Annotated in this window: 20 protein-coding genes and 1 tRNA gene; 12 read left to right on the top strand and 9 right to left on the bottom strand. The window is 64.9% G+C overall.

Translation table 11 applies throughout. From position 1 onward, the window contains the following. The first annotated feature begins 147 nt into the window (after positions 1 to 147). Both ppnN and BMY90_RS07475 read left to right on the top strand, forming a co-directional pair. Positions 148 to 1,548 (top strand): nucleotide 5'-monophosphate nucleosidase PpnN, encoded by a 1,401-nt coding sequence (gene ppnN, locus BMY90_RS07470; protein WP_092702911.1) that lies wholly within the window; start codon positions 148 to 150, stop codon positions 1,546 to 1,548. Between the two features lie 97 nt (positions 1,549 to 1,645). Beyond that, positions 1,646 to 1,722 (top strand) — tRNA-Asn (locus tag BMY90_RS07475). A gap of 344 nt (positions 1,723 to 2,066) precedes the next feature. Here BMY90_RS07475 and BMY90_RS07480 read toward each other — a convergent pair. Together BMY90_RS07480 and BMY90_RS07485 are read right to left on the bottom strand one after the other, a co-directional pair. Then, positions 2,067 to 4,937: a TonB-dependent receptor plug domain-containing protein gene (locus BMY90_RS07480; RefSeq protein ID WP_092702913.1), complete on the bottom strand. Its 2,871-nt coding sequence runs from the start codon at positions 4,935 to 4,937 to the stop codon at positions 2,067 to 2,069. A gap of 309 nt (positions 4,938 to 5,246) precedes the next feature. After that, positions 5,247 to 7,214 (bottom strand): alpha/beta hydrolase family protein, encoded by a 1,968-nt coding sequence (locus tag BMY90_RS07485; protein WP_245734977.1) that lies wholly within the window; start codon positions 7,212 to 7,214, stop codon positions 5,247 to 5,249. 170 nt (positions 7,215 to 7,384) lie between these two features. Here BMY90_RS07485 and lgt point away from each other — a divergent pair, with 170 nt between their 5' ends. Continuing rightward, positions 7,385 to 8,272 carry a prolipoprotein diacylglyceryl transferase gene (lgt, locus tag BMY90_RS07490; protein ID WP_092702915.1) on the top strand — a complete coding sequence of 296 codons (888 nt, stop codon included), beginning with the start codon at positions 7,385 to 7,387 and terminating at the stop codon, positions 8,270 to 8,272. Between the two features lie 43 nt (positions 8,273 to 8,315). Here the strand turns inward: lgt and BMY90_RS07495 are convergent, their stop codons facing one another. After that, complete coding sequence (locus tag BMY90_RS07495) at positions 8,316 to 9,347, bottom strand: TIGR00266 family protein (protein WP_092702917.1); 1,032 nt, start codon at positions 9,345 to 9,347, stop codon at positions 8,316 to 8,318. Between the two features lie 96 nt (positions 9,348 to 9,443). Between BMY90_RS07495 and BMY90_RS07500 the strand changes: the two genes are divergently transcribed. After that, a complete protein-coding gene (locus BMY90_RS07500) occupies positions 9,444 to 10,238 on the top strand; it encodes a thymidylate synthase (RefSeq protein WP_092702919.1) in 795 nt (264 codons plus the stop codon). Here BMY90_RS07500 and BMY90_RS07505 read toward each other — a convergent pair. Continuing rightward, a complete protein-coding gene (locus BMY90_RS07505) occupies positions 10,216 to 11,238 on the bottom strand; it encodes a hypothetical protein (protein ID WP_092702921.1) in 1,023 nt (340 codons plus the stop codon). The two genes, BMY90_RS07500 and BMY90_RS07505, sit on opposite strands and share 23 nt — an antisense overlap. A gap of 112 nt (positions 11,239 to 11,350) precedes the next feature. On the opposite strand from BMY90_RS07505, the gene BMY90_RS07510 reads away from it, so the two are divergent. Genes BMY90_RS07510 through msrA form a run of 6 tightly spaced genes read left to right on the top strand, consistent with a single transcriptional unit; the run spans position 11,351 to position 15,301 of the window. After that, a complete protein-coding gene (locus tag BMY90_RS07510; protein WP_008212903.1) occupies positions 11,351 to 11,839 on the top strand; it encodes a dihydrofolate reductase in 489 nt (162 codons plus the stop codon). An 11-nt stretch (positions 11,840 to 11,850) separates the two neighbouring features. After that, positions 11,851 to 12,846 carry a Nudix family hydrolase gene (locus tag BMY90_RS07515; RefSeq protein WP_092702923.1) on the top strand — a complete coding sequence of 332 codons (996 nt, stop codon included), beginning with the start codon at positions 11,851 to 11,853 and terminating at the stop codon, positions 12,844 to 12,846. A 9-nt stretch (positions 12,847 to 12,855) separates the two neighbouring features. Then, entirely contained in the window at positions 12,856 to 13,134 is a 279-nt protein-coding gene (locus BMY90_RS07520; RefSeq protein ID WP_008212898.1) for a putative signal transducing protein, read from the top strand. A 13-nt stretch (positions 13,135 to 13,147) separates the two neighbouring features. Next, positions 13,148 to 14,065, top strand: coding sequence for a DMT family transporter (locus tag BMY90_RS07525; RefSeq protein ID WP_245734978.1), 918 nt, complete (start codon positions 13,148 to 13,150; stop codon positions 14,063 to 14,065). A gap of 18 nt (positions 14,066 to 14,083) precedes the next feature. Then, positions 14,084 to 14,602, top strand: coding sequence for an adenine phosphoribosyltransferase (locus BMY90_RS07530; protein WP_092702927.1), 519 nt, complete (start codon positions 14,084 to 14,086; stop codon positions 14,600 to 14,602). A gap of 39 nt (positions 14,603 to 14,641) precedes the next feature. Next, positions 14,642 to 15,301 carry a peptide-methionine (S)-S-oxide reductase MsrA gene (gene msrA, locus BMY90_RS07535; protein WP_175481521.1) on the top strand — a complete coding sequence of 220 codons (660 nt, stop codon included), beginning with the start codon at positions 14,642 to 14,644 and terminating at the stop codon, positions 15,299 to 15,301. 19 nt (positions 15,302 to 15,320) lie between these two features. Here the strand turns inward: msrA and BMY90_RS07540 are convergent, their stop codons facing one another. The 4 genes from BMY90_RS07540 to oxyR all read right to left on the bottom strand — a co-directional run bounded on the left by BMY90_RS07540 (position 15,321) and on the right by oxyR (position 19,077). Then, complete coding sequence (locus BMY90_RS07540) at positions 15,321 to 15,902, bottom strand: DUF3501 family protein (RefSeq protein ID WP_092702932.1); 582 nt, start codon at positions 15,900 to 15,902, stop codon at positions 15,321 to 15,323. A gap of 140 nt (positions 15,903 to 16,042) precedes the next feature. Continuing rightward, complete coding sequence (locus tag BMY90_RS07545) at positions 16,043 to 17,386, bottom strand: (Fe-S)-binding protein (RefSeq protein ID WP_092703063.1); 1,344 nt, start codon at positions 17,384 to 17,386, stop codon at positions 16,043 to 16,045. 172 nt (positions 17,387 to 17,558) lie between these two features. Further along, positions 17,559 to 17,978, bottom strand: coding sequence for a rubrerythrin family protein (locus tag BMY90_RS07550; RefSeq protein ID WP_008212885.1), 420 nt, complete (start codon positions 17,976 to 17,978; stop codon positions 17,559 to 17,561). A 109-nt stretch (positions 17,979 to 18,087) separates the two neighbouring features. Next, positions 18,088 to 19,077 (bottom strand): DNA-binding transcriptional regulator OxyR, encoded by a 990-nt coding sequence (gene oxyR / locus BMY90_RS07555; RefSeq protein ID WP_092702934.1) that lies wholly within the window; start codon positions 19,075 to 19,077, stop codon positions 18,088 to 18,090. Between the two features lie 300 nt (positions 19,078 to 19,377). Here oxyR and BMY90_RS07560 point away from each other — a divergent pair, with 300 nt between their 5' ends. Further along, positions 19,378 to 22,059 (top strand): M1 family metallopeptidase, encoded by a 2,682-nt coding sequence (locus tag BMY90_RS07560; RefSeq protein WP_092702936.1) that lies wholly within the window; start codon positions 19,378 to 19,380, stop codon positions 22,057 to 22,059. A gap of 303 nt (positions 22,060 to 22,362) precedes the next feature. Here BMY90_RS07560 and BMY90_RS07565 read toward each other — a convergent pair whose 3' ends face one another. Next, positions 22,363 to 23,334: an alpha/beta hydrolase gene (locus BMY90_RS07565; RefSeq protein ID WP_342741504.1), complete on the bottom strand. Its 972-nt coding sequence runs from the start codon at positions 23,332 to 23,334 to the stop codon at positions 22,363 to 22,365. Between the two features lie 168 nt (positions 23,335 to 23,502). On the opposite strand from BMY90_RS07565, the gene prmC reads away from it, so the two are divergent. Next, positions 23,503 to 24,354 carry a peptide chain release factor N(5)-glutamine methyltransferase gene (gene prmC / locus BMY90_RS07570; protein WP_092702940.1) on the top strand — a complete coding sequence of 284 codons (852 nt, stop codon included), beginning with the start codon at positions 23,503 to 23,505 and terminating at the stop codon, positions 24,352 to 24,354. Positions 24,355 to 24,370: the final 16 nt, after the last annotated feature.

A 24,370-nucleotide genomic window follows, 5' to 3' on the forward strand; every position in this document is an offset into this window, starting at 1 on the left:
GTTATTGCAGCAAGTACTGGAACCGGCGCCTGCGAGGGCGCCGGTTTTTTGTTGTCTTGACCCCGTCACGTGCGAGGCAGGATGCTAGAGGACTGTCGCATCCAGGCGGGCGGGTGCCCGCCGGAAAGTGGCATGGAGAGTGTTTAGATGAATGATTCGAGTGTCGGCCAGGCCGGCAAGGCAGCTACCGTGAGCGCACGCATTTCCCCCGCCGGTGGCCTGGACATCCTTTCCCGCAATGAAGTCGCGCGCCTGCGCGACGTCAGTGGCTCGGGCCTGCATGGACTGTTGCGGCGTTGCGCACTGGCCGTGCTCACCTCGGGCAACATCAGCGATGACCCGGGCTCGATGTTCGAGCTGTTCCCCGATTTCGACATCCAGGTACTGCAGCAGGACCGCGGCATCAAGATCGAGCTGACCCACGCTCCGGCGCAGGCGTTCGTGGACGGGCAGATCATCCGTGGCATCAACGAGCTGCTGATGGCGGTGATGCGCGACATCGTCTATGTGTCCACGCAGCTGGAGCAGGGCGGTTTCGATCTCGACGATTCGGTGGGCATCACCCACGCAGTGTTCGAGATCCTGCGCAACGCGCGCACGCTCAGGCCGCACGTCGACCCGAACCTGGTGGTGTGCTGGGGCGGTCACTCCATCTCGCGCGAGGAGTACGACTACACCAAGGCGGTGGGTTACCAGCTTGGCCTGCGCGGCATGGACATTTGCACGGGCTGCGGCCCGGGTGCGATGAAGGGGCCGATGAAGGGCGCGACGATTGCGCACGCCAAGCAGCGCCGGCGCAACAACCGCTATATCGGCATCACCGAGCCGGGCATCATCGCGGCCGAGTCGCCGAATCCGATCGTCAACCAGCTGGTGATCATGCCGGACATCGAGAAGCGCCTGGAGGCCTTCGTACGCATGGGCCACGGCATCATCGTGTTCCCCGGCGGCGTGGGTACGGCCGAGGAGATTCTTTACCTGCTCGGCATCCTGCTGCATCCGGACAATGCCGGCATCCCGTTCCCGCTGATCTTCACCGGTCCGAAGCAGTCGGCCGCGTACTTCGAGCAGATCGACCGCTTCCTGCGCCTGACCCTGGGCGACGAGGTGGCGCAGCACTACCAGATCGTGGTGGACGACCCGGCGATGGTGGCGCGCGCGATGGTGCGTGGCATCGACAAGGTGCGCAACCACCGGCTGGACAACAAGGATGCGTTCTTCTTCAACTGGGCGTTGAATATCCCGCTGGCCTTCCAGCAGCCGTTCCGGCCGACCCATTCGGCGATGCGCGAGTTGAGCATCCGGCATGGTCGTCCGCGGCACGAGCTGGCCGCTGACCTGCGCCGCGCCTTCTCGGGCATCGTGGCGGGTAACGTGAAGGACGAGGGCGTACGCGCCATCCGCGAAGGTGGCCCGTTCGACATCGACGGCGACAAGGACATCATGCAGGCGCTGGACGCGCTGCTGCAGGCTTTCGTGGTGCAACACCGGATGAAGCTGCCGGGTGGCACGGCCTACGAGCCGTGTTATCGGGTCCGGGCCGGTTGAGGCCCAGTAACGCTTGCCGAGCTGCGAACCGGTAGCGGATGTGCCGCGAACGTCTTGACAGTTCGCGGCACGTTGCGCAAACTACGCAGCTCACCCCGCCCGAATAGCTCAGCTGGTTAGAGCACTTGACTGTTAATCAGGGGGTCGTTGGTTCGAGTCCAACTTCGGGCGCCAAATTTCGGTTCCAGGATGTGTGATTCCATCCGGATACCAATCAAAAACCCCGCCTTCGCGGGGTTTTTTGTGGCCGCCGTGCGGGCAGTGCGGATTTCCCCCGCGGCTGGATCTTGCAGGTGATTCTTTACTGTCATCCCGGGCGAGACCAGTGGCTCACGCTCGTACGGCTTCAGGTCTTGCGGGTCCACCTTCGGATTTCACGAAGAGGCCGGGGGTGGCCGATGGGCGTGCGCGGTTTTCCGTGCTCCGGGTGACACGATGTCGGCAGGCACCGGGACCCAGCCACAAAAAAGGCGAGCCCTTGCGGGCCCGCCTTTCCGGAAAGTCCGGCTCCGGAGAGCTTAGAACTTCTGGTTGTACGACACGTAGAAGTAACGGTCGATGTCGAACGACGGCAGGTACGGACCTTCGCCCTGACCAGCGTTGGTTACGGCGTAGTAGAACGGCCCCTTCTTGTTGAAGATGTTGTTCACGCCAACGCTGAACGACGCGTTCCACGGCAGCTTGTAACGGAACTGTGCGTCGTTGAACGCCACGGCGCCCTTGCTGCTGGCGCCGGTGGTGCCGATCCACGGGTTGGTGTAGTTCGGCTCGTTGCACTCCACGCCGACATCCCAGCAGTTGTCACGCAGGCCCGAGTAGTAACGCACGGTCCAGGTGGCGCCGAAGTTGCCGTAGCTCCAGTCCAGCGACGCGTTCGCGCGAATGCGGAACAGGCCGTTGGTACCGGCGACCATGCCGGCCTGACCTTCGGTGGGCTGGCCCGGGCCGTTGGTGATGTCGTACTTGGACAGGTAGGTGCTGTCCAACGACACCACGAACTGGCCGGCGGTCATCTGCGGCAGACGGTAATGCGCGGAGAAATCGTAACCTTCGGTCTTGAGCTCGCCGAGGTTGGCCAGGCTCTCGTTCAGGTTGGTGATGACACCGCTGCTGTTGCGGGTGAAGCGACCGCAGAAGCTCGGATCATTCTGGATGTAGCAGTAGTTCAGGATGTCCGACGCCAGCACCGACTGGATCGTGTTCTTGATCCGGATGTTGTAGTAGTCCAGCGAGAAGTCCAGGCCCTGCACGAAGTGCGGGCTGTACACCAGGCCCAGCGTGCGGGTGGTGGAGGTTTCCGGCTTCAGCTCGGCGTTGGAGCCCGACAGGAACGGCGTCGGGGTCTGGCCACCCTGGTTGTTGGCGATCTGCTTGCCGGAGGCGTCGACCTGGCGGTAGTTGGCCGGCACGCCTGCAGCCGAGCAAGCCTGAGCCACCGACGGGTTGGTCGATGCCGCACCGTAGGCGCTGTCACACGGATCGAGGAAGGTTTCGAAGCTCTGGCCGGTGCCACCGTACAAGTCGCTCAGGGTCGGCGCGCGGAAGCCCTCGGCATAGGTGCCGCGGACCAGCAGGTCGTTGATCGGCTTCCAGCGGAAGCTGTACTTGTTGTTGGTGGTGCTGCCGAAGTTGCTGTAGTGCGAGTAGCGGCTGGCGATGTTGACGGCCAGCTCCTGCGCACCCGGCAGGCCCTGCAGCAGCGGCACGTCGAGCTCGGCGTAGGCCTCGTTGGTGGTGTACTTGCCGACGGTCGGTGCGCTGGCCAGGTCGGTGGAGTAACCGGAGGAGGCGAACTGGTCCGGCGTGAACGAGCCGGCCAGGCGGCGGTGCTCGACGCCCACGGCCAGGTTCACGGTGCCGGCCGGCAGGTCGAACAGACCGCCGCTGACGTTGGCGGTGAAGTCACGCGTGGTGTTCTGGGCCGAAGCCTGCTCCACGGTATTGACGTAGTTCATCACCGCCTGCGAGGTGCCACCAGGGCCAGCCAGGATGTTCCACGGCAGGCAGCCAGCGGCGCGATCGTCGGCGTTGGCGCAGACCACTTGGCCGTCGACCATGGCGGTCGGGCCGAGTGCCTTGGCGGCGTTCACCAGGTTGATGTTGCCGGTGGTGCGCTGGTTGATGTCAGCCTTGGAGTAGCTGTAGTTCGCGTCCCAGCTCCACTCCTGGTCGCCGAGGCCGAAGAAGCCTTCCGCGCCGACGTCGAAGTGCGACAGCTTGGCGGTGCTGTTGGTGATACGCGGCATTTCCACCGTGCGGCGGAAGAATGACACGTCCTGGCCCGGGAACGGGTTGTAGGCGTTCTGGCCGGAGATCTTCACGATCTGGTTGCCGTTCGTCTGGAACGGATAGCCGGCCAGCTGCGAGGACGAGGTGCGCTCGCTGTAGCTGCCCGTGGCATGCAACGTGATGTTGTCGGTCAGGTTGTAGCGTTCCTGCGCGAACAGGTTCTTCAGGCGCGAGGGCGCGCGATACGTCATGTCCTGATTGGTGTTGTACTTGTCCGCGTTGCTGTTCGGATCGTACAGGTGGTAGTTCGCGAGGTTCGACGAGTCGGTGGCGCCATGGTTGATGACATAGCTCTTGGAGCTGTCGGTCGGATCAACCACACGACCCCACGGGCCGGTGTAGAAACCGTCTTCCGGGTGACGCGGGCCGTAACCGGTACGAGTCAGCTCGCGCTTGCTGTCCCAGATGGCGTCTTCGTTGCGGTAGCTGGCGGTGAAGACGGTGTTCGACTTGTCGGTGCTGGTGCCGAACGTGATGTCGTAGGCCTGCTGCTGGCCGTCGCCCTTCTGGTTCTGGCCGTAGTAGACGTTGGCTTCGGCGCCGTTGTAATGGTCGCGCGTGATGATGTTGACCACGCCGCCGATGGCGTCCGAACCGTAGATCGAGGAGGCGCCGTCCTTCAGGATCTCGATGCGCTCGATGATCGAGGTCGGGATCGTCGACAGATCGGTCAGGCCGTTGATGTCGGTGCTCCAGCGACGGCCGTTGACCAGCACCAGGGTGCGCTGCGAACCGAGGTTGCGCAGGCTGGTGTAGGTGCCGCCGACGGACGAGCCCGAGGACAGCGTGTCTTCCGGGGTGATGTCCGGCGTGTTGGCCGACACGATGCGCTGCAGCACGTCGCTGACGTTGGTCAGGCCGGTGGCTTCGATCTGCTTGCGGCTCATCGAGACGATGGGCTGTGCCGTTTCGACGTCCACGCTGCGAATGCGCGAACCGGTGACGGTGATTGTCTCGAGCTTCTTGGCCTTGGCGGCGCTGGGGGCGCTGCTGTCGGTGGTCTGGGCTGGCGCCGGGGACGCATCCTGCGCCGAAACCGCCCACGCTTGCAGCATGAGCGCCGCCGTGATGGCGGTAGCCAGCAAAGTCTTCTGCTTCATTGTTATGGAAACTCCGAACAAAAATGGCCCGAGCCAGCCGTTGGGCCGGGTATCAGGACACGTCTTTTGAGTGGCACGCAGCCCTTGGGGAAAGGAACATGCGTACATGGCATCGTCGAGCTTGGGGGAAAGACGATGTAATCCCGACGTTAAGGCAAAGTGATGCCGAAAAGCAACCGAGACCGAACGCACATACGTGCGGTCCGGAACTTTTGTTACGTGCTCAGCGCCACCGGGTGCGGGTTGCGAGGGCAAGGGCCAGCCGCGACATCATGCGGCTGGCCGGGAATTTCCTGCGTGAGAACAGGCTCAGTTGGCGGGCTCCGCGCCCGGGCCGATGTACTTGGCGAGGAAGGCCTGCAGGTGGTTGAGGAAATCCACGTTGTCTTTTTCGCTGTAGAAGCCGTGGCCCTCGCCGGGCTTGACCAGCCATTCGAAGGACTTGTGGGCGGCTTCCAGTGCATCGCGCATGGCCTTGGCCTGGGCAAACGGGGCGCGCTGGTCGTCCTTGCCGTGCACCAGCAGCACGGGTACGTCGATGCGGTCGGCCAGCTTGTCGGGCGAGTTGGCATCGAGATCGGCATCATTCCTGCCAATCACCGTGCGCAGGTAACTCCGACCTGCGGCGCGCTCGCGAATGTCGCCCTTCTTGTACATCATCGCCAGGTCGTAGATGCCGGCGTAACCCACCGCGCACTTGAACAGGCCCGGCGCGCGGATCACCGACATCATCGCCGAGTAGCCGCCGAAACTGGCGCCGTAGACGCACACCCGCTTGGGGTCGGCATAGTGCTGCGCCTCCGCCCACTTCACGCCGTCGATCAGGTCCTGCTGGATGCGCGTGCCCCACTTCAGGTAGCCGGCTTCCTTGAAGGCGTAGCCACGGCCGCCGGAGCCACGGTAGTTCACCTGCAATACCAGATAGCCGCGGCTGGCGAGGAACTGCGCATCCTCGTCGAAAAACCAGGTGTCGCTGATGCCGTGGGGACCACCGTGGGGCAGCAGCACCATCGGCAGGTTGTTCATGGGGACATGGTTGGGAACGGTGAGGATGGCTTCCAGTTCGAGGCCGTCATTGGCCTTGAAGTGCATCGGTACGCGTTCGGCCATCTGCGCAGGGTTGATCCATGGCGCCACGGAAAACAGCTTGAGGACCTTGTAGTGCTGCGTGTCGATCAGGTAATACGTGCCGGGATCGCGATCGCTGCTGACTGAAAACAGCAGCTCTTTGCCGTCTTCGCTGAAGTTGATGAAGTCGACGAACTCGCCGGGAAACTTCAGGCTCAGCGCCCGATACAACTTGGCGGCGGGCAGGTTTGGCTGGATGTAGGTGACTTGCGGCGTGCCGGTATCGCTGATGGCAGCGAAGGGCTGCAACGGCGGCGCCGTCCATTGCAGGTCGCCGATGCTGCCGAAACCGGCCTTGGCCAGTACCTTGCGATCGCCGCCATTTTCGTCTTGTTCGATCAGGTCGGCCGGGGCCCCGTGATCGCTGTCATAGGCGTAGATGTGCTGGTGGTCGGGCGCAAAGCGGATCGGGGCAAGGCTGTGCCCGGGTAGCTTCCCGGCATAGGGCGCCCAGCCGTCGGGTTGGCGGTGGTAGACCACGTAATCGAAGTCGTTGTTGGTGCCGTAGGCGAAGTGGGCCTTGCCGTCGGGGCCCACGGTGAAATCCAGCCCGTTCACGCCGATATCCCCGATCAGATGCCGGGTGTTCTTCACCGCATCGACGTCGTACAGCCAGCTGTGGTTGTCGCTGTTCCAGAGCTGGGCACCCATGTAGAAATGATTGTTGGCAGGCTCGGGCAGGCCGTCGATCGAGCCCCAGCCGTGGTCGCCATTGCGTGTGTCGGCGCGACTGCCGTAGCCGCCCTTGTAACCGAACAGGTAGTCCTGGTGCTTGCCGTCGACATCCGTGGCGAGGATTTCGCCGGTGCTTTCCGGTTTGCCGATCGAGCCGAATTCGCGCCCCTTGACCACGATCAATCGAGTCGATCCGACCCAGGCGATGTCGACGGGCAGCTGGAACTTGGGCATGCGCAGCATGCTCACCGGATGGCTCATGTCGCTGATCTGATAGACGACGAGTGCGTGTTCGTCGCCGTCATCCATGCGCAAGGCCACGTACTTTCCATCGGGCGACAGCCGCGGCATCAGCACGCTGGCGTGGCGGGCGAAAGTTTCTACGGGAATGAGCTGCGGCGTGGCCGCGACGGTCGTGGTGAACAGCAGCAGGCAACCCGCGGCCAGCATGGCTCGCATTGCGAAGGTGGACATCGATTTCCCCTGATGTGGTTGGGGCATGGCCATTCCGTGGCAATCGACTCCCCAGCCGAATGCGGCCAACCCGGCTCCAGTGTAACCAAGCCTGAGGCTTATGGTCGCTTGTGCCGCCGCAGGTAGGCCGCTGCGGCTAAACTGCGGTCTTTGCCTCGTCCGGATGGCCCATGTCGCAGCCTTACGTCGTTCACTTGAATCCGGTGGCTTTCCACCTCGGGCCGGTGCAGGTGCATTGGTACGGGTTGATGTACCTGCTGGGCTTCCTCTGCGCGATCGTGCTGGGCGAATACCGGCGCCGGCGCGGCCGCCTGCCGGTCACCCGGGATGCACTGAGCGACCTGTTCTTCTACGGCATGATGGGCGTGATCATCGGGGGTCGCATCTGGTACATGCTGTTCTATTACGCCGGCGGCCTGCACTGGATCTGGACCACGCCGCTGGCGCTGTTCAAGGTATGGGATGGTGGCATGAGTTTCCACGGCGGCCTGCTTGGCGTGCTGGTGGCCGCGCTGTGGTGGTCGCACAAGCAGAAGCTGCATTTCTTCGACACGATGGATTTCGTGGCGCCACTGGTACCGATCGGCCTGGGCCTCGGACGGCTGGGCAACTTCATCAACGGCGAACTCTGGGGCAAGCCCGGCACGGTGCCGTGGGCGATGATTTTCCCGGAGGCTCGTGGTGAAGATCTGCAATACGTTGCGGCGCATCCGGCCTGGTCGTCGCTGATGCAGCGCTACGGCGGCCTGCCGCGGCATCCGTCCGAGCTGTACGAGCTGGCGCTGGAGGGCGTGGCGATGTTCGCGGTGCTGTGGCTGGTGTCGATGAAGCCCAGGCCGCGTTACCTGATCTCCGGCCTGTTCGCCCTGATGTACGGCGTGTTCCGCTTCGCGGTGGAGTTCGTGCGCGTGCCCGATCCGCAACTCGGCTACCTGTACGGCACGCACTGGGTGACGATGGGACAGATGCAGTCGCTGCCGCTGATCGCGGTGGGACTGGTGCTGTTGTGGATGTCGCGGCGGGCGCCGACCTTGCCGTTGGCGAAGGTTGGCGGGTGATGCTTTGCGTCCTCTCCCCTTTGGGGAGAGGGTCGGGGCGAGGCTAGAAGTTGCGGTCGCCGCCGATCAGGTCGCCGAGACCACCGAGTATCGAGCCCTCACCGCGGCGCTGATCGCCGCCTTGCGGCGCGGCGGCCAGCATGCGTCCGGCCAGGCGCGAGAACGGCAGCGATTGCAACCAGACCTTGCCCGGTCCGCTGAGCGTGGCGAGGAACACACCTTCGCCGCCAAACAGCATGCTCTTGATGCCGCCGACCGGGCGCACGTCCATGCTGACCGTGTCGTGGAAGGCCACCACGCAACCGGTGTCGACATCCAGTCGTTCGCCGGGCGCCAGTTCGCGCTCCACCATGGTGCCGCCGGCGTGCACGAACACCCAGCCGTCGCCTTCCAGCTTCTGCATGATGAAGCCCTCGCCGCCGAACAGGCCGGTGAGGATCTTGCGCTGGAAGAAGATGCCCAGCCGCACGCCGCGCGCGCCGGCCAGGAACGAATCCTTCTGGCAGATCAGCCGGCCACCGTGGTCGGACAGCTTCATCGCCATCACCGTGCCGGGGTAGGGCGCGGCGAAGGCCACCTTGGCCTTGCCGCTGCCGGTGTGGGTGAACACCGTGGTGAACAGGCTTTCGCCGGTGATCACGCGCTTGCCGGCAGAAAGCAGCTTGTCCATCAGGCCGCTGCCGCTTTGGCCGCTGCTGCTGGAACCGTCGCCGAACACGGTGTCCATCTGGATGGCCGATTCCTTGTACATCAGCGCGCCGGCCTCGGCGACCGCGCTCTCGCCCGGGTCCAACTCGATCTCGACGAACTGCATGTCGTGGCCGACGATACGGTAATCGATCTCGTCGGCACTGCCGCCTGCGCCGGTCGGCATCGGTGGTGGCGCCAGCGTCGCACCAAGGTTCGTGCCCGCGGCGGACAGCTCGGAAGCATCGCGAATCGGGATCCATTCGGCGAAGCCCTCGCGCCAGCAGTAGCCGCCGGGCTGGCGCTGCGCCTGCGCGCGGGCGGCCGCGTCGTCGAGCGGGCCGATGCGATCGCTGTTCTTGCCGTAACTGAAGTACCACTGCGCCATGACGTGTGTCCCGTGCCTGGAAAAGCCCGAGTCTAGGACGGTGCCCGGCACGCCGCGAGTGACCGTTGTCATGTGCCTATCGGCTATCCTTGGCCCATGCGCGCCTATCTCGACCTGTTACGCCACGTCCTCGACCACGGCACCGAAAAATCCGATCGCACCGGCACTGGCACGAAGAGCGTGTTCGGCTGGCAGATGCGTTTCGACCTCAACGATGGCTTCCCGCTGGTCACCACCAAGAAGCTGCACCTGAAGTCGATCGTGCACGAGCTGATCTGGTTCCTGCGTGGCGATACCAACATCGCGTATCTGAAGGAACACGGCGTCAGCATCTGGGACGAATGGGCCGACGCGAACGGCGACCTCGGGCCGGTCTACGGCAAGCAGTGGCGCAGCTGGCCGACCGCCGATGGCGGCGCGGTGGACCAGATCCGCTGGGTGGTCGACGAGATCCGTAGCAACCCCGATTCGCGCCGCCTGATCGTCAGCGCCTGGAACGTGGGCGAATTGCCGAAGATGGCGCTGATGCCGTGCCACACGATGTTCCAGTTCTACGTCGCTGATGGAAAATTGAGCTGCCAGCTCTACCAGCGATCCGGCGACATTTTCCTCGGCGTGCCGTTCAACATCGCCAGCTATGCGCTGCTCACCCACATGGTGGCGCAGGTGTGCGGACTTGGCGTGGGCGATTTCGTGCACACGCTGGGCGATGCGCACCTGTACAACAACCACGTCGAGCAGGCGCGACTGCAACTGACGCGCGAGCCGCGACCGTTGCCGCGGCTGGTGCTGAACCCGGACGTGCGCGCGTTGGAAGATTTCCGTTACGAGGACATCGCCATCGAAGGCTACGACCCGTACCCCGCGATCAAGGCGCCGGTGGCGGTGTAGCGACGGCCTTGCAGCCGCGCACGCAGCGGAAATACGCCTTCTCGTGTGGGTAGTCCAGCGTCATCGAGAAATACCTGAACACGTTGCCGCCGACAGTGCCCTCCGTGGGCTTGTCCATCCATTGCGCCATGTATTTGTGGTAGGCGGCATCGGGCTGCTCGGTGAACCAGACCGGACCCACCGACCACCCGGCGATGTCGACCCTCGGTACCTCGATCAATCGCGACGGGCGCGCGGGACGTAGGTTGTCGCCATTTTCAACCACGGGCCAGTCCGGGTGCGCCTTGTGCCAGCGCTCCAGCATGCTGGTGGTGATGTAACTGGTGACGCCGTAGCCCTGTGCAGTCACCGGCGTGCCGCTGGCCTTCTCACCTGCGGTGGTGGGATGTGCGGTGGCGCCGGTGTCCAGCAGCATGTCCAGTGGTCGCCCGTCGACCCGGATGACGATGCGGGCGAAACCCGAGGCCTGTCGGCCCTTGGCGTCGTGCGGAAAGCCGAGCGGTGTCACGTGCGCAGCATGATCAGGACGCCAGCCACGGCCTTCAAGGGTAAGGCGGCGGGCAGGGTAATCGAAGGTCCACGTGCGGCCGGGCAGGTAGCCGGCCCCGAGCTGGCCGTCGCCGGAAATTTCGTCGGGAGGGATGTCCTGCACCAACACCACGGCGCCGCAGACGCCATCGTGCGGTGGCGGCAGTGCGTGGCCGGCGCGATAGTCGGGCAGCGGCGCCACTGCCATGTGGTCGCCATCTCGCGCACAGTCGGTGACAGGCAGGTGCAGCCGGTTCGCCGCAGCCTTGTTGATCCAGTACATGCCGCCGCCGCCACCGCCACCGGTATCGACCACCAGCTTCAGCCGCTGGCCGTCGCGGGTCTCCGGCACCACATAGAAATGTCCCGCCTCGTAGACTGTCGGCAGCACCTGCGCCGCGGTGGCCGGGGCGGCTTTCGGAGCGCCGACGGCCAGCATCATTACAGCAAGGAACCCCACTACTATGGCCATGCTCGTTCGTCCTCCTGACTCGCTATACAATACCCGGTCAGGATGAGGTGGCTGTGCTGCCGCCACATGTGCCGTTCGATCTACCCCACTTTCAGGTTTTACTGGAGCACCGATGGCCATTTCGTTGATCGCAGCGCTGGATGAGAATCTGGCCATAGGCCGCAAGGGCGAGCTGCCCTGGCATTTGCCGGATGACTTGCGTTGGTTCAAGCAGCTCACCACCGGCAAGTACGTCTTGATGGGTTACAACACGGCCGTGTCGATCGGCAAGGCGCTGCCCGACCGCACCAACCTGGTGTTGTCGCGCAAGCACGAGGCGCCGTTCCCCGGCCAGATCACCGTGCGTTCGATCGACGAGGCGCAGGCCCGCTGCGGCGGCACCGGCCTGATGGTGATCGGCGGCGGCCAGGTGTTCCGCGAAGCGCTGCCGTTCGCTCGCCGGCTGTACCTGACCTGGGTGAACGCCGCGATCGATGGCGCGGATACCTTCTTCCCGGGCGTGCATTTCAGCGAGTGGACCGAGGTCTCGCGCACGCACCACAAGAAGGATGCCGAGCACGCTTACGATTTCGACATGGTCGAATACGTCCACGGCTCCTGAGTCGTCTTTGCATGACGCCGCGCTTGCCGCCGATGCACGTGATGGCTGGCGCGCTGCGCGATACGGATGGCCGCGTGCTGTTGGCACAGCGGCCGCTCGGCAAGCATCTGGCCGGGTTGTGGGAATTTCCCGGCGGCAAACTCGAGCCCGGTGAAACCCCACTGATCGCCTTGGCGCGTGAATTGCGCGAGGAGCTGGGCATCGAGATCGACCCGCTCAGTTGCACACCGCTGACCCGGGTGCCGTGGGCTTACGGCGAACGTGGCCTGCACCTCGATGTCTGGCAGGTCACCCGCTGGCAGGGAGCGCCGGCCTCACTGGACAACCAGGCCTTGCAGTGGTGTGAGCCGCGGCAGGTGGATCCGACAATGCTGGCGCCCGCCGACCGCGCCATCCTGCAGACGCTACGCCTGCCGTCGCGCTACCCGATCACGCCGGCCGACCTGCCATCAACGGCTGCCGAATCCCTTTTCTGCCGGGTCAGTGAAGCTATCGAGCAAGGTGCCCGCTTGCTGCAACTGCGCTTGCCGGCATGGCCGGTAGCAGCGGTACGCGAACTGGCCGCCCGGTTGCTGCCGACGGCGCGTGCGCACGACGCGCAACTGCTGCTCAATGCCGATATCGAGGGCGCCCGCCAGCTGGGGCCGGGCGTGGGCGTACATCTGAAGACCGCCCAACTGTCGACGCTGGCCGAACGTCCGTTGCCGTGGAGTCAGCCGGTGGGCGCCAGTTGCCACGATGCGCCACAACTGGCGCAGGCGGTGCGGATTGGTGCCGACTTCGCCACCTTGTCGCCGCTGGCGGCCACGCGCAGTCATCCGCAGGCTTCACCGTTGGGCTGGGCACGCTTTGGCGAACTGGTCGAGGCGGCGGCATTGCCGGTCTACGCGCTGGGCGGTGTCGCGCCGGCTCAGATGGAGATCGCGCGGCAGGCTGGCGGACAGGGCGTGGCGGGGATTCGTGCGTTCTGGACCGGCTTGCTTGCGGAGCCCGGGTGGCCGGGGTAGCGTGCAGTCATGCGCATTGCCTATCGAGCCGAAAACCTGTTCGACGCCCATCTGGTGAAGGATGCACTGGAACGGGCGGAGATCCCGGCCTTCATCGGCGGCGAATACCTGATGGGTGCGGTTGGCCAGTTGCCGGCGCGCGACTACATGACGGTGCTGGTGCCCGAATCGAGCCTGCCTGCGGCCGAGGGCATCGTGCGCGAGATCGAGGCGATGCTGGTCGAGGCGCGCCAGGCGCTGGACGAAGCTGGCGACGCCCCGGACGATCTGCAGCCCGCCCCCTGCTGACCTGCCGATGACGATGACTTCCACGAGCGCGCCATCGCGCGCCGAGGCCTTGTCGGTGCCCGCTGCCGTGGTGCGCATGGGGCTGGGCGCGATGCTGCTGTCCACCACCAGCATCTTCGTGGTGCTGGCGCAGGTGGCGCCGACGGTGTCGGCGTTTTACCGCATGCTGTTCGGCGGCGTGATCCTGCTGGGCTGGGTGGTCTTGCGCGGGCAATGGCAGCGAGTCAGCCGGCGCGACTGGCTGCTGGCCCTGCTGCCGGCCGTGTGCTTTGCCGCCGACCTGGCGCAGTGGCACCACAGCATCCTGTGGGTGGGGCCGGGCGTGGCAACCCTGCTGACCAATGTGCAGGTATTCCTGCTGGCGCTGGTCGGCGTGGTTTTCTATCGGGAAAAATTGGCGCGCGGTTTTGTACCGGGCATGTTGCTGGCCGTGCTGGGGTTATGGCTGCTGGTGGGCGCGCACTGGTCGATGTTCGATGCCCGGCATCGACTCGGCGTGTGGCTGGGCCTGGGCAGCGCGTTGGCCTATACCGCTTATCTGCTCAGTTTCCGTCGAGCCCTGTCCGGGCATACGCAACTGTCGGCAGCGCAGCTTCTGGGCCTGATGAGCTTGCTCGCCGCGCTGCTGTTATGGCTGTGGGGCTGGCGGGAAGGCGACAGCTTTGCGTTGCACGGCTTGCGCAACTGGAGCGCACTGCTGGGCCTGGGTTTCTTTGGCCAGGTCGTGGCGTGGCTGCTGATGGTGCGTGCGATGCCGCGGCTGCCGGCGTCACTGGTGGGTTTGCTGCTGCTGTTGCAGCCGGCGCTGGCTTTCGTGCTGGATGTGTTGCTGTTCCATCGGGTCACCTCGGCGAGCGACTGGCTGGGCCTGCTGCTGGCACTGGCGGGTATCCTGCTGGGAACGTTGCGGCCGCGTCGTCGCGTGGCCTGATATTCCGCTGGAGGTTCCATGTCGCCCTTTGAACAACTGGTCACCGCCGTGCCCGATTTCCCGCGGCCCGGCGTGCTGTTCCGCGATGTGTCGCCCCTGTTGGCCGATGCCGAGGGGTTTGCCCGCTGCATCGACGCGCTGGCCGAGCCGTGGCAGGGGCATGGCGTACAAGCTGTCTGCGGGATCGAGTCGCGTGGCTTCATTTTCGGTGCCGCCCTGGCGCTGAAGCTGGGCGCCGGCTTCGTGCCGATCCGCAAGGCAGGCAAGCTGCCGCCGCCGGTACTGGGGACGGATTACCAGCTCGAATACGGCAGCGACCGTCTGGAAGTGGGAAGCAAGGCACTGTGCGCGGGCGAAAGAACGCTGATCATCGACGATGTACTGGCCACCGGCGGCACGCTGGCGGCGGCCCGGGAACTGGTGGCGCAACTGGGCGGCGAACTGATCGGTGCAGCCGTGGTTATCGAACTGGCCGCCCTGCACGGACGCGACCGCTGGCTGGGCGGTACACCGCTGCACGCCCTGCTGCGTTACTGACGGCGAGCGCACGATTGCGCAGGACTCAAGGAGATGTCCATGTTGGGAGTGGGAGCCTGGAAACAGCGGATGCCACGCCGCGATGACGCGCTGCCGGGGCGCGAACAAGCCATCTTGCCAAGGGAAGGCCACCATGTGCACGGCCGATCGTTGCTGTCCGAAGCATTTCCGGACAGCGAATCGGTGCTGTTCGGCATGGGCTGTTTCTGGGGCGCGGAACACCGGTTCTGGGATTTTCCCGGCGTGCTGACCACGGCGGCAGGTTATGCCGGCGGCTACACGCCCAATCCCACGTATCGCGAAGTTTGCACCGGCATGACCGGCCATGCGGAAGTGGTACGGGTGGTCTATGACCCGAAAGTGACCAGTCTGCCGGCGCTGTTGCGCGTGTTCTGGGAAAGCCATGACCCGACCCAGGGCATGCGCCAGGGCAATGACATGGGCACGCAGTACCGTTCGGCCATCTATACGTCCACCGTTGCGCAACTGGCGATAGCCGAGGATTCGGCGCGGCTCTATCAGTCGGAACTGCAGCGCGCGGGTTTCGACACCGTGACCACCGAGATTGCGCTGGCCGGCCCGTTCTATTTCGCCGAGGACGAACACCAGCAGTATCTGTCCGTGCATCCGCACGGCTATTGCGGGCTGGAAGGCACTGGCGTGACGTGCATGCCGGCGCCGAACCGGCTGAGCGCCTGACGTCGCGGGCAAGCGCGGCTCAGGCGAAGTCGGCGGCCAGCATGCAGCGCTGTTCGGGCGTGAGCGCGGCTTCCGCCGGTAACGCCGGCAGCGTCGAGGCCACGGTGACGGGGGCGCCGCCATTCCATGCCGTAATCATCGCGTCGTCCAGCTCGAAGCGCAGGAAGTGCACGGCGGAGGTCTTCTCGTCGTTGCTGCGTTCCATGTCCTCGTCGGCAATCGCGATGGAGGGAGCATGGCCCTGCACGGTCAATGCGATGGCGTGTTCGATGCCGCGCAGGCGCACCAGTTCGCGCTTGCGTTCCTCCGCGTCGGCGTATTCCACCATCAGGGTGGCCTTGAGGTTGCGGCCATCCGGGATCAGCGGATTGTAGGCCTCCAGTTCGTCGTCGATGCCCGCCGCTTCGAAGATGCGTTCGATGCGCAGCATCTCCTGCACCTGGTACTGGATGCTCAGGCGGTCTTCGAAGATCAGGGTGAGGTGCTCGCCCACATGCACGCTGCGTTTCTTCTTGTGTGCCATCACGCGGGCACGAAAATCGGCGCGCTGTTGCGCGTAGGTTTCGAGGGAGAGCAGATCGCTGCGGGTGAGTTTGTTCATAAGGCGAGTAGTGAGTGGAGAGAGGCAGGAAGCGAGGAGTGAGTGGAGAGGCGTGAGTAGTGAGATAGAGCCAGAAGTGGAGCGTGGCGTGGCGGATGGCGAGGGTTTTCTCTCACTCCTCACTCCTCTCCACTCACTCCTCAAATGCCATAGGCCACGCGCAACAGGCTCAGCGGATGCTCTGCCGCCGGCTTGTCGTCCAGGCCGTGCGCAATATGGCCGCCGGCCATCGGGCAGTCGCTGGTGAAGTGCGCGGGTTCGGCTTGCGCCACGCGGGTTTCCACCGGTTTGGCCAGCTTGCGCGATAGCGCGTAGGTTTTGTGTTTCACGCCGTAAGTGCCGTCGTGGCCGGAGCAGCGCTCGATGGTGACGACCTCGGTATTCGGCACCAGTTGCAGGATGTCGCGGGTCTTCGGGCCGATCTTCTGCACGCGTTGGTGGCAGGGTACCTGCCAGGCGACTTTGCCCAGCGAGGTCTTGAAGTCGGTTTGCAGCAGACCGGCCTTGTGCCGTTCGGCGAGGTATTCGAACGGGTCGAAGAAGCGGTCGCGCACCAGCGCCACGTCGGCATCGTCGGGAAACATCAGTGGCAGCTCCTGCTTGAACATCAGCACGCAGGAGGGAATGGCCGTCGTGAAATCCCAGCCTTCGCGGGCCATCTTCGCCAGCACGGGAATGTTGCGATCCTTGTATTTCCGCACCGTGTCGAGATCACCCAGCTCCAGCTTGGGCATGCCGCAGCAGCTTTCCTGTTCGACCAATTTGTTGGGGATGGCGTTGTGCGCGAGCACGGCGGCCAGGTCCTCGACTACGCCGGGCGCGGAGTGGTCGCAGTAGCAGGTGGCGAAGATCGCCAGCTTGCCGCGCGTGCGGCCGGCCGGTTGTGCCTCGCCGGCGCCGTCCAGTGCCTTCAGCCGCTTGCGCGCCGTGGGCGAGTGATAGGCCGGAACGCGCGCCTTGGCATCCACGCCCATGGTCTTTTCCAGCAGTTTGCGCGCAGTCGTGTTGCGGTTGGCGGCGTTGATGGTCTGCACCACCACCGGGATCGAAGCCAGCTTGCCGACGCCACGCGTGTTGGACAGGATCTTCGCCGACAGCGGCGCGCCGTGTTCACGGAAGTCGACTGCCTTGGCCCGTAGCATCAGGTGCGGAAAATCCACGTTCCACGGATGCGGCGGCGTGTACGGGCACTTGGTCTGGTAGCACAGGTCGCACAGATAGCACTGCTCGGTGACCTTGGGGTAGTCGGCCTTGTCGACCCCGTCGATCTCCATCGTCTTCGACTCGTCGATCAGGTCGAACAGGGTAGGAAACGCATGGCACAGACTGACGCAGCGTCGGCAGCCGTGGCAGATGTTGAACACGCGCTCCATTTCCGCTTCCAGCGCGGAAGCATCCCAGAAGGCGGGGTCGTCCTGGCCCAGCGGGTGCCGTGTGGGCGCTTCGAGATTGCCTTCGCGCGTTTCGTCGATGGGGTCGGCCATCATCGTCTCTCCGTGGCGAACCACGGGCAACGGCATCCCCACATCGGCGGGAACCCCGTGCCCGAACGATTTCCCCTGCGGCAGGAGCGCACCCTGTGCGCGATGCTCCGGGAACGGATCGAAGCAAGACCATCGCGCACAGGGTGCGCTCCTACCCGGTGATCCGGGGAAGTCAGCCCATTTCGCCCAATGCCTTGGTGAAACGGTTGGCGTGCGAGCGCTCGGCCTTGGCGAGGGTTTCGAACCAGTCGGCGATCTCGTCGAAACCTTCCTCGCGTGCGGCCTTGGCCATGCCCGGGTACATGTCGGTGTACTCGTGCGTTTCGCCAGCCACGGCGCTTTTCAGGTTCAGGTGGGTTTCGCCGAACGGCAGGCCGGTGGCGGGGTCGCCGACGGTTTCCAGATATTCCAGGTGGCCGTGGGCATGGCCGGTCTCACCTTCGGCGGTGGAGCGGAACACGGCGGAAACGTCGTTGTAGCCTTCCACGTCGGCCTTGGCGGCGAAGTAGAGGTAGCGACGGTTGGCCATCGATTCGCCGGCGAACGCGTCTTTCAGATTCTGCTCGGTCTTCGAGCCTTTCAGGTTGCTCATGACATCACCTCGTGGCGTTGGGCTGGGAGGGCAATGCTTGAGAGGGCGCGAAGCCCCGACTAACCGAGCGTAGCCATGCGCGAAGGCATAATGAAATTGATTGTCTCGATCATGACGATTGACTGCGACTATGGCCGGAAGCTTTGCTGGCGGACCGTTTGGCCGGTTTGGCCGATACCGGCGTTGACGCGGCACTGTGTGCGTCGAGCAGGTTTTTCGGCAGTTCCTTGAACACGTCGGCGAGCTGCTTGAGAAAGCCCGCCATGGCCGAACTCTTGCGCCACAGCATGGCGATGCGCCGACTCGGCGGATGCCCGCGGAACTCGATCAGGTGCACGTTCGGCGCCTGCGCCACCGGCGGCTTGACCGCCAGCGTGGGCAGCAGGGTGATGCCCACGTCGGCGGCCACCATCTGCCGTAACGTCTCCAGGCTGGTGGCGCGAAAACCGGTACGTTCACCGGCGCCGGCCAGGTGGCAGACCTCCAGCGCCTGGTCGCGCAGGCAGTGGCCGTCCTCCAGCAGCAACAGGCTTTGCGTGCTTAGGTCGGACAATTTTAGCGACGGTAGTTCCGCCAGCGCGTGCGATTGCGGCACGGCCAGCAGGAACGGTTCCTCGAACAGGAATTCCGCGTGCAGGCTGTCCTCGTGCACGGGCAGCGCGACGATGCCGGCGTCGAGCCGACCCTCGTGCAGGCGGTGCAGCACTTCCTCGGTCTTTTCCTCCACCAGCAGCAGTTCCAGTCGCGGGAAGCGCTTGCGCACCAGCGGCACCACGTGCGGCAGCAGGTAGGGCGCCAGGGTGGGAAAGATGCCCAGTCGCACGGTGCCCGATTCCGGGTCGAGCGTACGCCGGGCGATGCCCTTGATCTGCTCCACTTCGTTCAGCACATCGCGTGCGCGGGCGGCAATCTCGCGGCCGACGTCGGTCAGCAGCACCTTGCGCGGCGTGCGTTCCACCAGCGACACGCCCAGCTCGTCTTCCAGCTTGCGGATCTGCGTGGACAAGGTGGGCTGGCTGACGAAGCAGGCCTCGGCCGCATGGCCGAAATGGCGATGTTCGGCCAGGGCTACGAGGTAATGCAGATCGCGCAGGTTCATCGTCGGCTCCGGCCAGTGAATGGAATAGTTCCTATCTATGGCTTTTGCCGGAAATAATCAATCATGACAATGCATGGGCGATCCCCGGTACGCGCACCGGCTCCCATCTTCCACAGGCAAGGGAAAAGGTCGCAAGCGGGTTCCGGCCCTTGCAAGTGGCTTGGCACCGGATGGGGTAGCCATCGCTTGCATGGTGGGTCGTCTGCTGTCGGCGCCGGGGCGGGCATGCCTTTTGGCACTGTGTCCAAAGTCATGCCCGATCTAGCGTGCAAGGTCCTCCATCGTTGCCGGAAGTTCGCCATGCGTCACCTTGTCCGTCCCCTCCTGCTCACCGCGTTGGCTGCCTGTTGCGGTTCGGCGCTTGCTGCCTCTGCCGACCAGGCACCGAATGGGCGACTGCCGCGCTGGGCGATGCCCGAGTCGTACAACATCGCGTTCAAGGTCGATCCGTCGCAGGCGAATTTCTCCGGCGTCACCACCATCAAGCTGAACCTGAAGAAGGCCTCCGACCACCTTTGGCTGGATGGCGCCGACCTGAAGGTGAGCAAGGTGACGATCACCGATGCCGCCGGCAAGCTGCACACCGGCAAGTACATCGCGTCGCTGCCGAAGGCGGGCGTGGCGCGGGTCGATTTCGGCACCACGCTGAAGCCGCAGCAGCTCACCCTGACGTTCGACTACACCGCGCCGCTCAACCAGCAGTTGCAAGGCCTGTACAAGGTCAACTACGCCGGCAACGCGTACGCGATGACGCAGATGGAGCCGATCAGCGCGCGCTTCGCCTTCCCCAGTTTTGACGAGCCCTCGTTCAAGACGCCGTTCGACATCAGCCTGACCATTCCCGACAACCTGGTCGGCGTGGCCAACACCAAGCAGGTGAAGCAGGTCGCCGCCGGCAAGGGCTGGAAGACGCTGACCTTCTCCGAAACCAAGCCGCTGCCGACCTACCTGGTGGCCTTCGCGGTGGGTCCGTGGGATGTGGTGAAGGGCCCGGACATCTCGCCCGACGCCTACCGCAGCGAGCCGCTGCAATTGCGCGGTATCGCCGCCAAGGGCGAAGGCCATCGCATGAAGCACGTGCTCGACGAGACGCCGAGCATCATCCACGCGCTGGAGAACTACTACGGCTTCGGCTATCCGTGGGACAAGCTCGACCTGCTCGCCGCGCCGGATTTCTCCGCCGGTGCGATGGAGAACGCCGGCCTGGTCACCTTCCGCGACTGGCTGCTGCTGCTCGATCCGGATTCCCCCGCGCGCAACGTGCGCGGCTCGTTCAACGTCACCGCGCATGAGCTGGCCCACCAGTGGACCGGCGACACCGTCACCATGCCGTGGTGGAACGACATCTGGCTCAACGAGGCGTTCGCCACCTGGATGCAGCAGAAGGTGACGATGGAAGTGCATCCGGAATACCGCGCCGATCTGGATCGCGTGCGCGGCGCCGAGGGTGCGATGAACAACGACAGCCTGGTCAGCGCGCGCGAGATCCGCCAGCCGATCACCGGCAACGGCGACATCATGACCGCGTTCGACGGCATTACCTACCAGAAGGGTGCCGCGGTCATCGGCATGTTCGAAGGCTACGTCGGCGAGAAGACCTTCCAGAAGGGCATGCGCGCCTATATCCAGGCGCACAAGTTCGGCAACGTCACCGCCGACAATCTGGTCGATTCGATTGCCACCGCCGCCGGCAAGGGCGATGCCTTCAAGCATGCGTTCAAGAGCTTCCTCAACCAGTCCGGCGTGCCGTACGTGCAGACCAAGCTGGAGCAGAAGAACGGCAAGACCGTGCTGGAACTCAAGCAGAGCCGTTACCTGCCACTGGGCAGCACCGGCGACAGCCATCGTATCTGGGGCATCCCGGTATGCGTGCGTTATGGCGTAGTTGGCGGTAGCAAGGTCGCCTGCGACATGCTCGACAAGGCCACCGGTTCGATGGTGCTGGCCGATGCCAGCAAGCCGACCTGGGTGATGCCGAATGCCGACGGTCGTGGCTATTACCGCTTCAGCCTCGACAAGAACGCACTGGCTGCGCTCAGCAAGCAGGCGGACAAGCTCAGCGACACCGAGCAATTGGCCTATGCCGACGCGATCAGCGCCAGCTTCAAGCGCGGCGATCTGAATGCCGGCGACGTGCTGATGGCACTGAAGCCGCTGACCCATTCCAAGACCAGCGAAGTGGCCACCGCGCCGATCGGCCAGGTCGCGTGGATCTATCGCCACGAGGCCACCACCGACGCCCAGCGCGCGCATATCCGTTCGTGGATCGAATCGGCCTACCTGCCGCGGCTGGAGCAGCTCGGCTACGTGCGCAAGGCGGGCGAGTCCGATGCCGATGCGCTGCTGCGCGGCGCGCTGGCCAGTGCCCTGGCGTTCGACTTCGACGTGCCGCAGGTGCGTGCGGCCTTGCTCAAGCAGGGTGACGCGGCGCTGCAGAAGAAAGCCGATGGTCGCCTGAACCTGGCCGCGGCCGATCCGGACCTGCTCGGCGATGCGCTGGGCGTGGCGGTGCAGACGAATGGCAAGAGCGCCGTCGATGCCTTGATCGCCGAACTGCCCAAGACCACCGACCCGGCCTTGCGCAACGGCATCCTCGCCGGACTCAGTGCCGCGCAGACACCGGAATTGGCGAACGAGGCACGTGACTTCGCGCTGGACAAGTCGGTGAAGGTGGGCGAGATGGCATCGATCCTGCGCGGTGGTCGCGACACCCGGGCCCAGCGTGACGCGCTGTGGAGCTGGTTCACCGGCCACTACCCGCAGATCCTGGCGCGTACCGGCAGCTTCGCCGGCGGTCGCCTGCCGATGCTGGCCGCCGGCGGCAGCTGCTCGAAGGAAGAGGTTGATCGCCTGCAGGCGTTCTTCAAGACCCGCGTGAACGATGCCGCCGGTGCGGCGCGCGGCCTGGCCCAGACCAGCGAGTCGAGCCTGCTCTGCGCGGCACTGAAGGCCAAGCAGGACCCGAACACGATCATGCACTGATCGTTTCCGGTTGAGCTGAAAACGAACGCCGGGCGGCGCGAACCGCCCGGCGTTTTTCGTGTGGAGTCATGAAGGATCGCGGTGCAACGGGATCGCGCCAACCGGCCCAGGAGCGTGGGCGGTAGAAACTTTCGAGGCGAAAAAGTGGCTGCGTGAGGACAGATTTTCGACGATTCGCCGGCCCATAGTGGTTCTATGGGCCAAGAAGCGACGGAGATATGGACCACGCAGGCGCTTTTGCAGCCCGGAAGATTTCTGCCGCCCACGCTCCTAGGCCATGCGTCTGCGGTGCGGCGTCCCTGGTCAGCGAGTGACGTGGAGATGCAACGGCCCGCTTCGCGTCGCCACTGTCACCTGATCGACCTGGCCGGTGGCATGTGCGCGAATGAAAGCCACGCAATCCTGCAGCACCGGTGCCTTCCGGCGAAACGGCGAGGACAGCGCCAGCAGAATGGCCGCGTGGCCGATGCCGGGATACAGCTTCAGTTCGACCGGTTCGCCCAGTCGCTGCATCGCGCTGGCGAGTGAGCGCGCGTTTTGCGGTTTCACCACGCGGTCGGCCAGTCCTTGCAGCAACAGCATCGGCGGCTCGTTGCCGTCGACGAAGTTCACCGGCTGCGATTGCCGTTGTGCCTGCGGCGTATGGCCGAACATGTCGATGAACTTCGGGTCGGTCAGCGGCAGGAAATCGTACGGGCCGGCCAGGCCGATAAAGCCGTCCAGTTGCCCCGGATGCATGTCGACACCGGCCAGCCAGCGTTCGTCCGTGGCAAGCAATGCACCGATATGTGCGCCGGCTGAATGCCCCATCAGAAACAGTTGCTGCGCATCGCCGCCGTAGTCGGCGGCGTGGGCGTGCGTCCATGCCACGGCCTCGGCGGCATCCTGCATGAAACCGGCCATGCGCACCTGCGGCCATTTGCGATAGTCGGGAATCACCACCACCAAGCCCTGTTGCGCCAGTACGCGACCAAGCCAGCGATACCACCGGCGTTGGCCGGACATCCAGCTGCCGCCGTAGAAAAACACCACCACGGGTGCGTGGTGGGCATCGGCGGGTGCGTAGACATCCAGTGCGAGCCGCTTCGGCCGGTTGAAGACCATGCTGTGCCGGACTACGCCGGGCGGGTGGCCTTGCACGAGGTTCAATCCGCCGAAAAGCGTGGCCTGGCAGCCGCCGAGCAATACGCTGGCCAGTGCGGCCAGCAACAGGTTGCGCCGTTTGCGGCGCCGGGATGACGCGGGCGATGGCTGGGGGAATGGATGTTTGGACATGGGGAATCCGGAAACCGTGCGACGTGTTGATGGATACGCAAGCCGGCAGGGAAAGGATGCATCGACGCAGTGCATGCCGCGCGTGAGGCTTCCCTCTAAACTCGCTTCATCAACGTTCTTTCGGGAATTCTCCGATGCCGGTTCCTGCGCCGACGGATCTGCCGAGCCATGACTGATGTACGCGAGCTGCTTGCGACCGCCACGCGCACGCTGGGCGAGCGCGTCGACGCCGAGGTGCTGCTGCTGCATGCCCTCGGCAAGCCGCGCAGCTGGCTGTTCGCGCATGCGGAGGATGCGGTGGATGCAACGGTCGCCGCGGCTTACGCAGCGCTGGTCGAACGTCGCGCCGCGGGCGAGCCGGTGGCCTATCTCACCGGCCGTCGCGGGTTCTGGACACTGGAACTGGAGGTCAGCCCGGCGACGCTGATTCCGCGTCCGGAAACCGAGCGGCTGGTGGAACTGGCACTGGAACGGTTGCCGTCCGATGCGGTGGTGCGCGTGGCCGACCTGGGCACCGGCAGTGGCGCCATCGCGCTGGCGCTGGCCAGCGAGCGGCCGCAGGCCCGGGTTGTCGCCACCGATGCCAGTGCTGCGGCGCTGGCGGTCGCGCGCCGCAACGCGCAGCGACTGGGCATCCGCAACGTGCAATTCGCGCAAGGCGACTGGTTGGCTCCGCTGCAGGGCGAGCGCTTCGCGTTGGTCGTTTCCAATCCGCCGTATATCGAGGCGGGCGATGCGCATCTGGGACAGGGCGATTTGCGTTTCGAGCCCGCGTCCGCGCTGGCGTCCGGCAGCGATGGCCTCGACGATATCCGCCGCATCGTGCATGACGCACGCGAGGTGCTGCTCCCCGATGGCTGGCTGTTGTTCGAGCACGGCTGGAACCAGGGCGAGGCCGTGCGCGCCTTGCTGTGCGATGCCGGTTACGGAGAGGTATTCACCGCTCGGGACATTGAATCGCGCGACCGCGTCAGTGGCGGTTGCCGGCCCGGGTTGCAAGCGCCGTGCACATCAGCGTGACGGCGCGCGGGGTTAC

It is taken from the genome of Rhodanobacter glycinis, from assembly GCF_900114325.1.
GTDB lineage: Bacteria > Pseudomonadota > Gammaproteobacteria > Xanthomonadales > Rhodanobacteraceae > Rhodanobacter_A > Rhodanobacter_A glycinis.

Coding starts and splice junctions, on each gene's coding strand:
- ppnN (WP_092702911.1), top strand. CDS start 148: ATGAATGATTCGAGTGTCGGCCAGGCCGGCAAGGCAGCTACCGTGAGC.
- BMY90_RS07480 (WP_092702913.1), bottom strand. CDS start 4,937: ATGAAGCAGAAGACTTTGCTGGCTACCGCCATCACGGCGGCGCTCATG.
- BMY90_RS07485 (WP_245734977.1), bottom strand. CDS start 7,214: ATGTCCACCTTCGCAATGCGAGCCATGCTGGCCGCGGGTTGCCTGCTG.
- lgt (WP_092702915.1), top strand. CDS start 7,385: ATGTCGCAGCCTTACGTCGTTCACTTGAATCCGGTGGCTTTCCACCTC.
- BMY90_RS07495 (WP_092702917.1), bottom strand. CDS start 9,347: ATGGCGCAGTGGTACTTCAGTTACGGCAAGAACAGCGATCGCATCGGC.
- BMY90_RS07500 (WP_092702919.1), top strand. CDS start 9,444: ATGCGCGCCTATCTCGACCTGTTACGCCACGTCCTCGACCACGGCACC.
- BMY90_RS07505 (WP_092702921.1), bottom strand. CDS start 11,238: ATGGCCATAGTAGTGGGGTTCCTTGCTGTAATGATGCTGGCCGTCGGC.
- BMY90_RS07510 (WP_008212903.1), top strand. CDS start 11,351: ATGGCCATTTCGTTGATCGCAGCGCTGGATGAGAATCTGGCCATAGGC.
- BMY90_RS07515 (WP_092702923.1), top strand. CDS start 11,851: ATGACGCCGCGCTTGCCGCCGATGCACGTGATGGCTGGCGCGCTGCGC.
- BMY90_RS07520 (WP_008212898.1), top strand. CDS start 12,856: ATGCGCATTGCCTATCGAGCCGAAAACCTGTTCGACGCCCATCTGGTG.
- BMY90_RS07525 (WP_245734978.1), top strand. CDS start 13,148: ATGACTTCCACGAGCGCGCCATCGCGCGCCGAGGCCTTGTCGGTGCCC.
- BMY90_RS07530 (WP_092702927.1), top strand. CDS start 14,084: ATGTCGCCCTTTGAACAACTGGTCACCGCCGTGCCCGATTTCCCGCGG.
- msrA (WP_175481521.1), top strand. CDS start 14,642: ATGTTGGGAGTGGGAGCCTGGAAACAGCGGATGCCACGCCGCGATGAC.
- BMY90_RS07540 (WP_092702932.1), bottom strand. CDS start 15,902: ATGAACAAACTCACCCGCAGCGATCTGCTCTCCCTCGAAACCTACGCG.
- BMY90_RS07545 (WP_092703063.1), bottom strand. CDS start 17,386: ATGGCCGACCCCATCGACGAAACGCGCGAAGGCAATCTCGAAGCGCCC.
- BMY90_RS07550 (WP_008212885.1), bottom strand. CDS start 17,978: ATGAGCAACCTGAAAGGCTCGAAGACCGAGCAGAATCTGAAAGACGCG.
- oxyR (WP_092702934.1), bottom strand. CDS start 19,077: ATGAACCTGCGCGATCTGCATTACCTCGTAGCCCTGGCCGAACATCGC.
- BMY90_RS07560 (WP_092702936.1), top strand. CDS start 19,378: ATGCGTCACCTTGTCCGTCCCCTCCTGCTCACCGCGTTGGCTGCCTGT.
- BMY90_RS07565 (WP_342741504.1), bottom strand. CDS start 23,334: ATGTCCAAACATCCATTCCCCCAGCCATCGCCCGCGTCATCCCGGCGC.
- prmC (WP_092702940.1), top strand. CDS start 23,503: ATGACTGATGTACGCGAGCTGCTTGCGACCGCCACGCGCACGCTGGGC.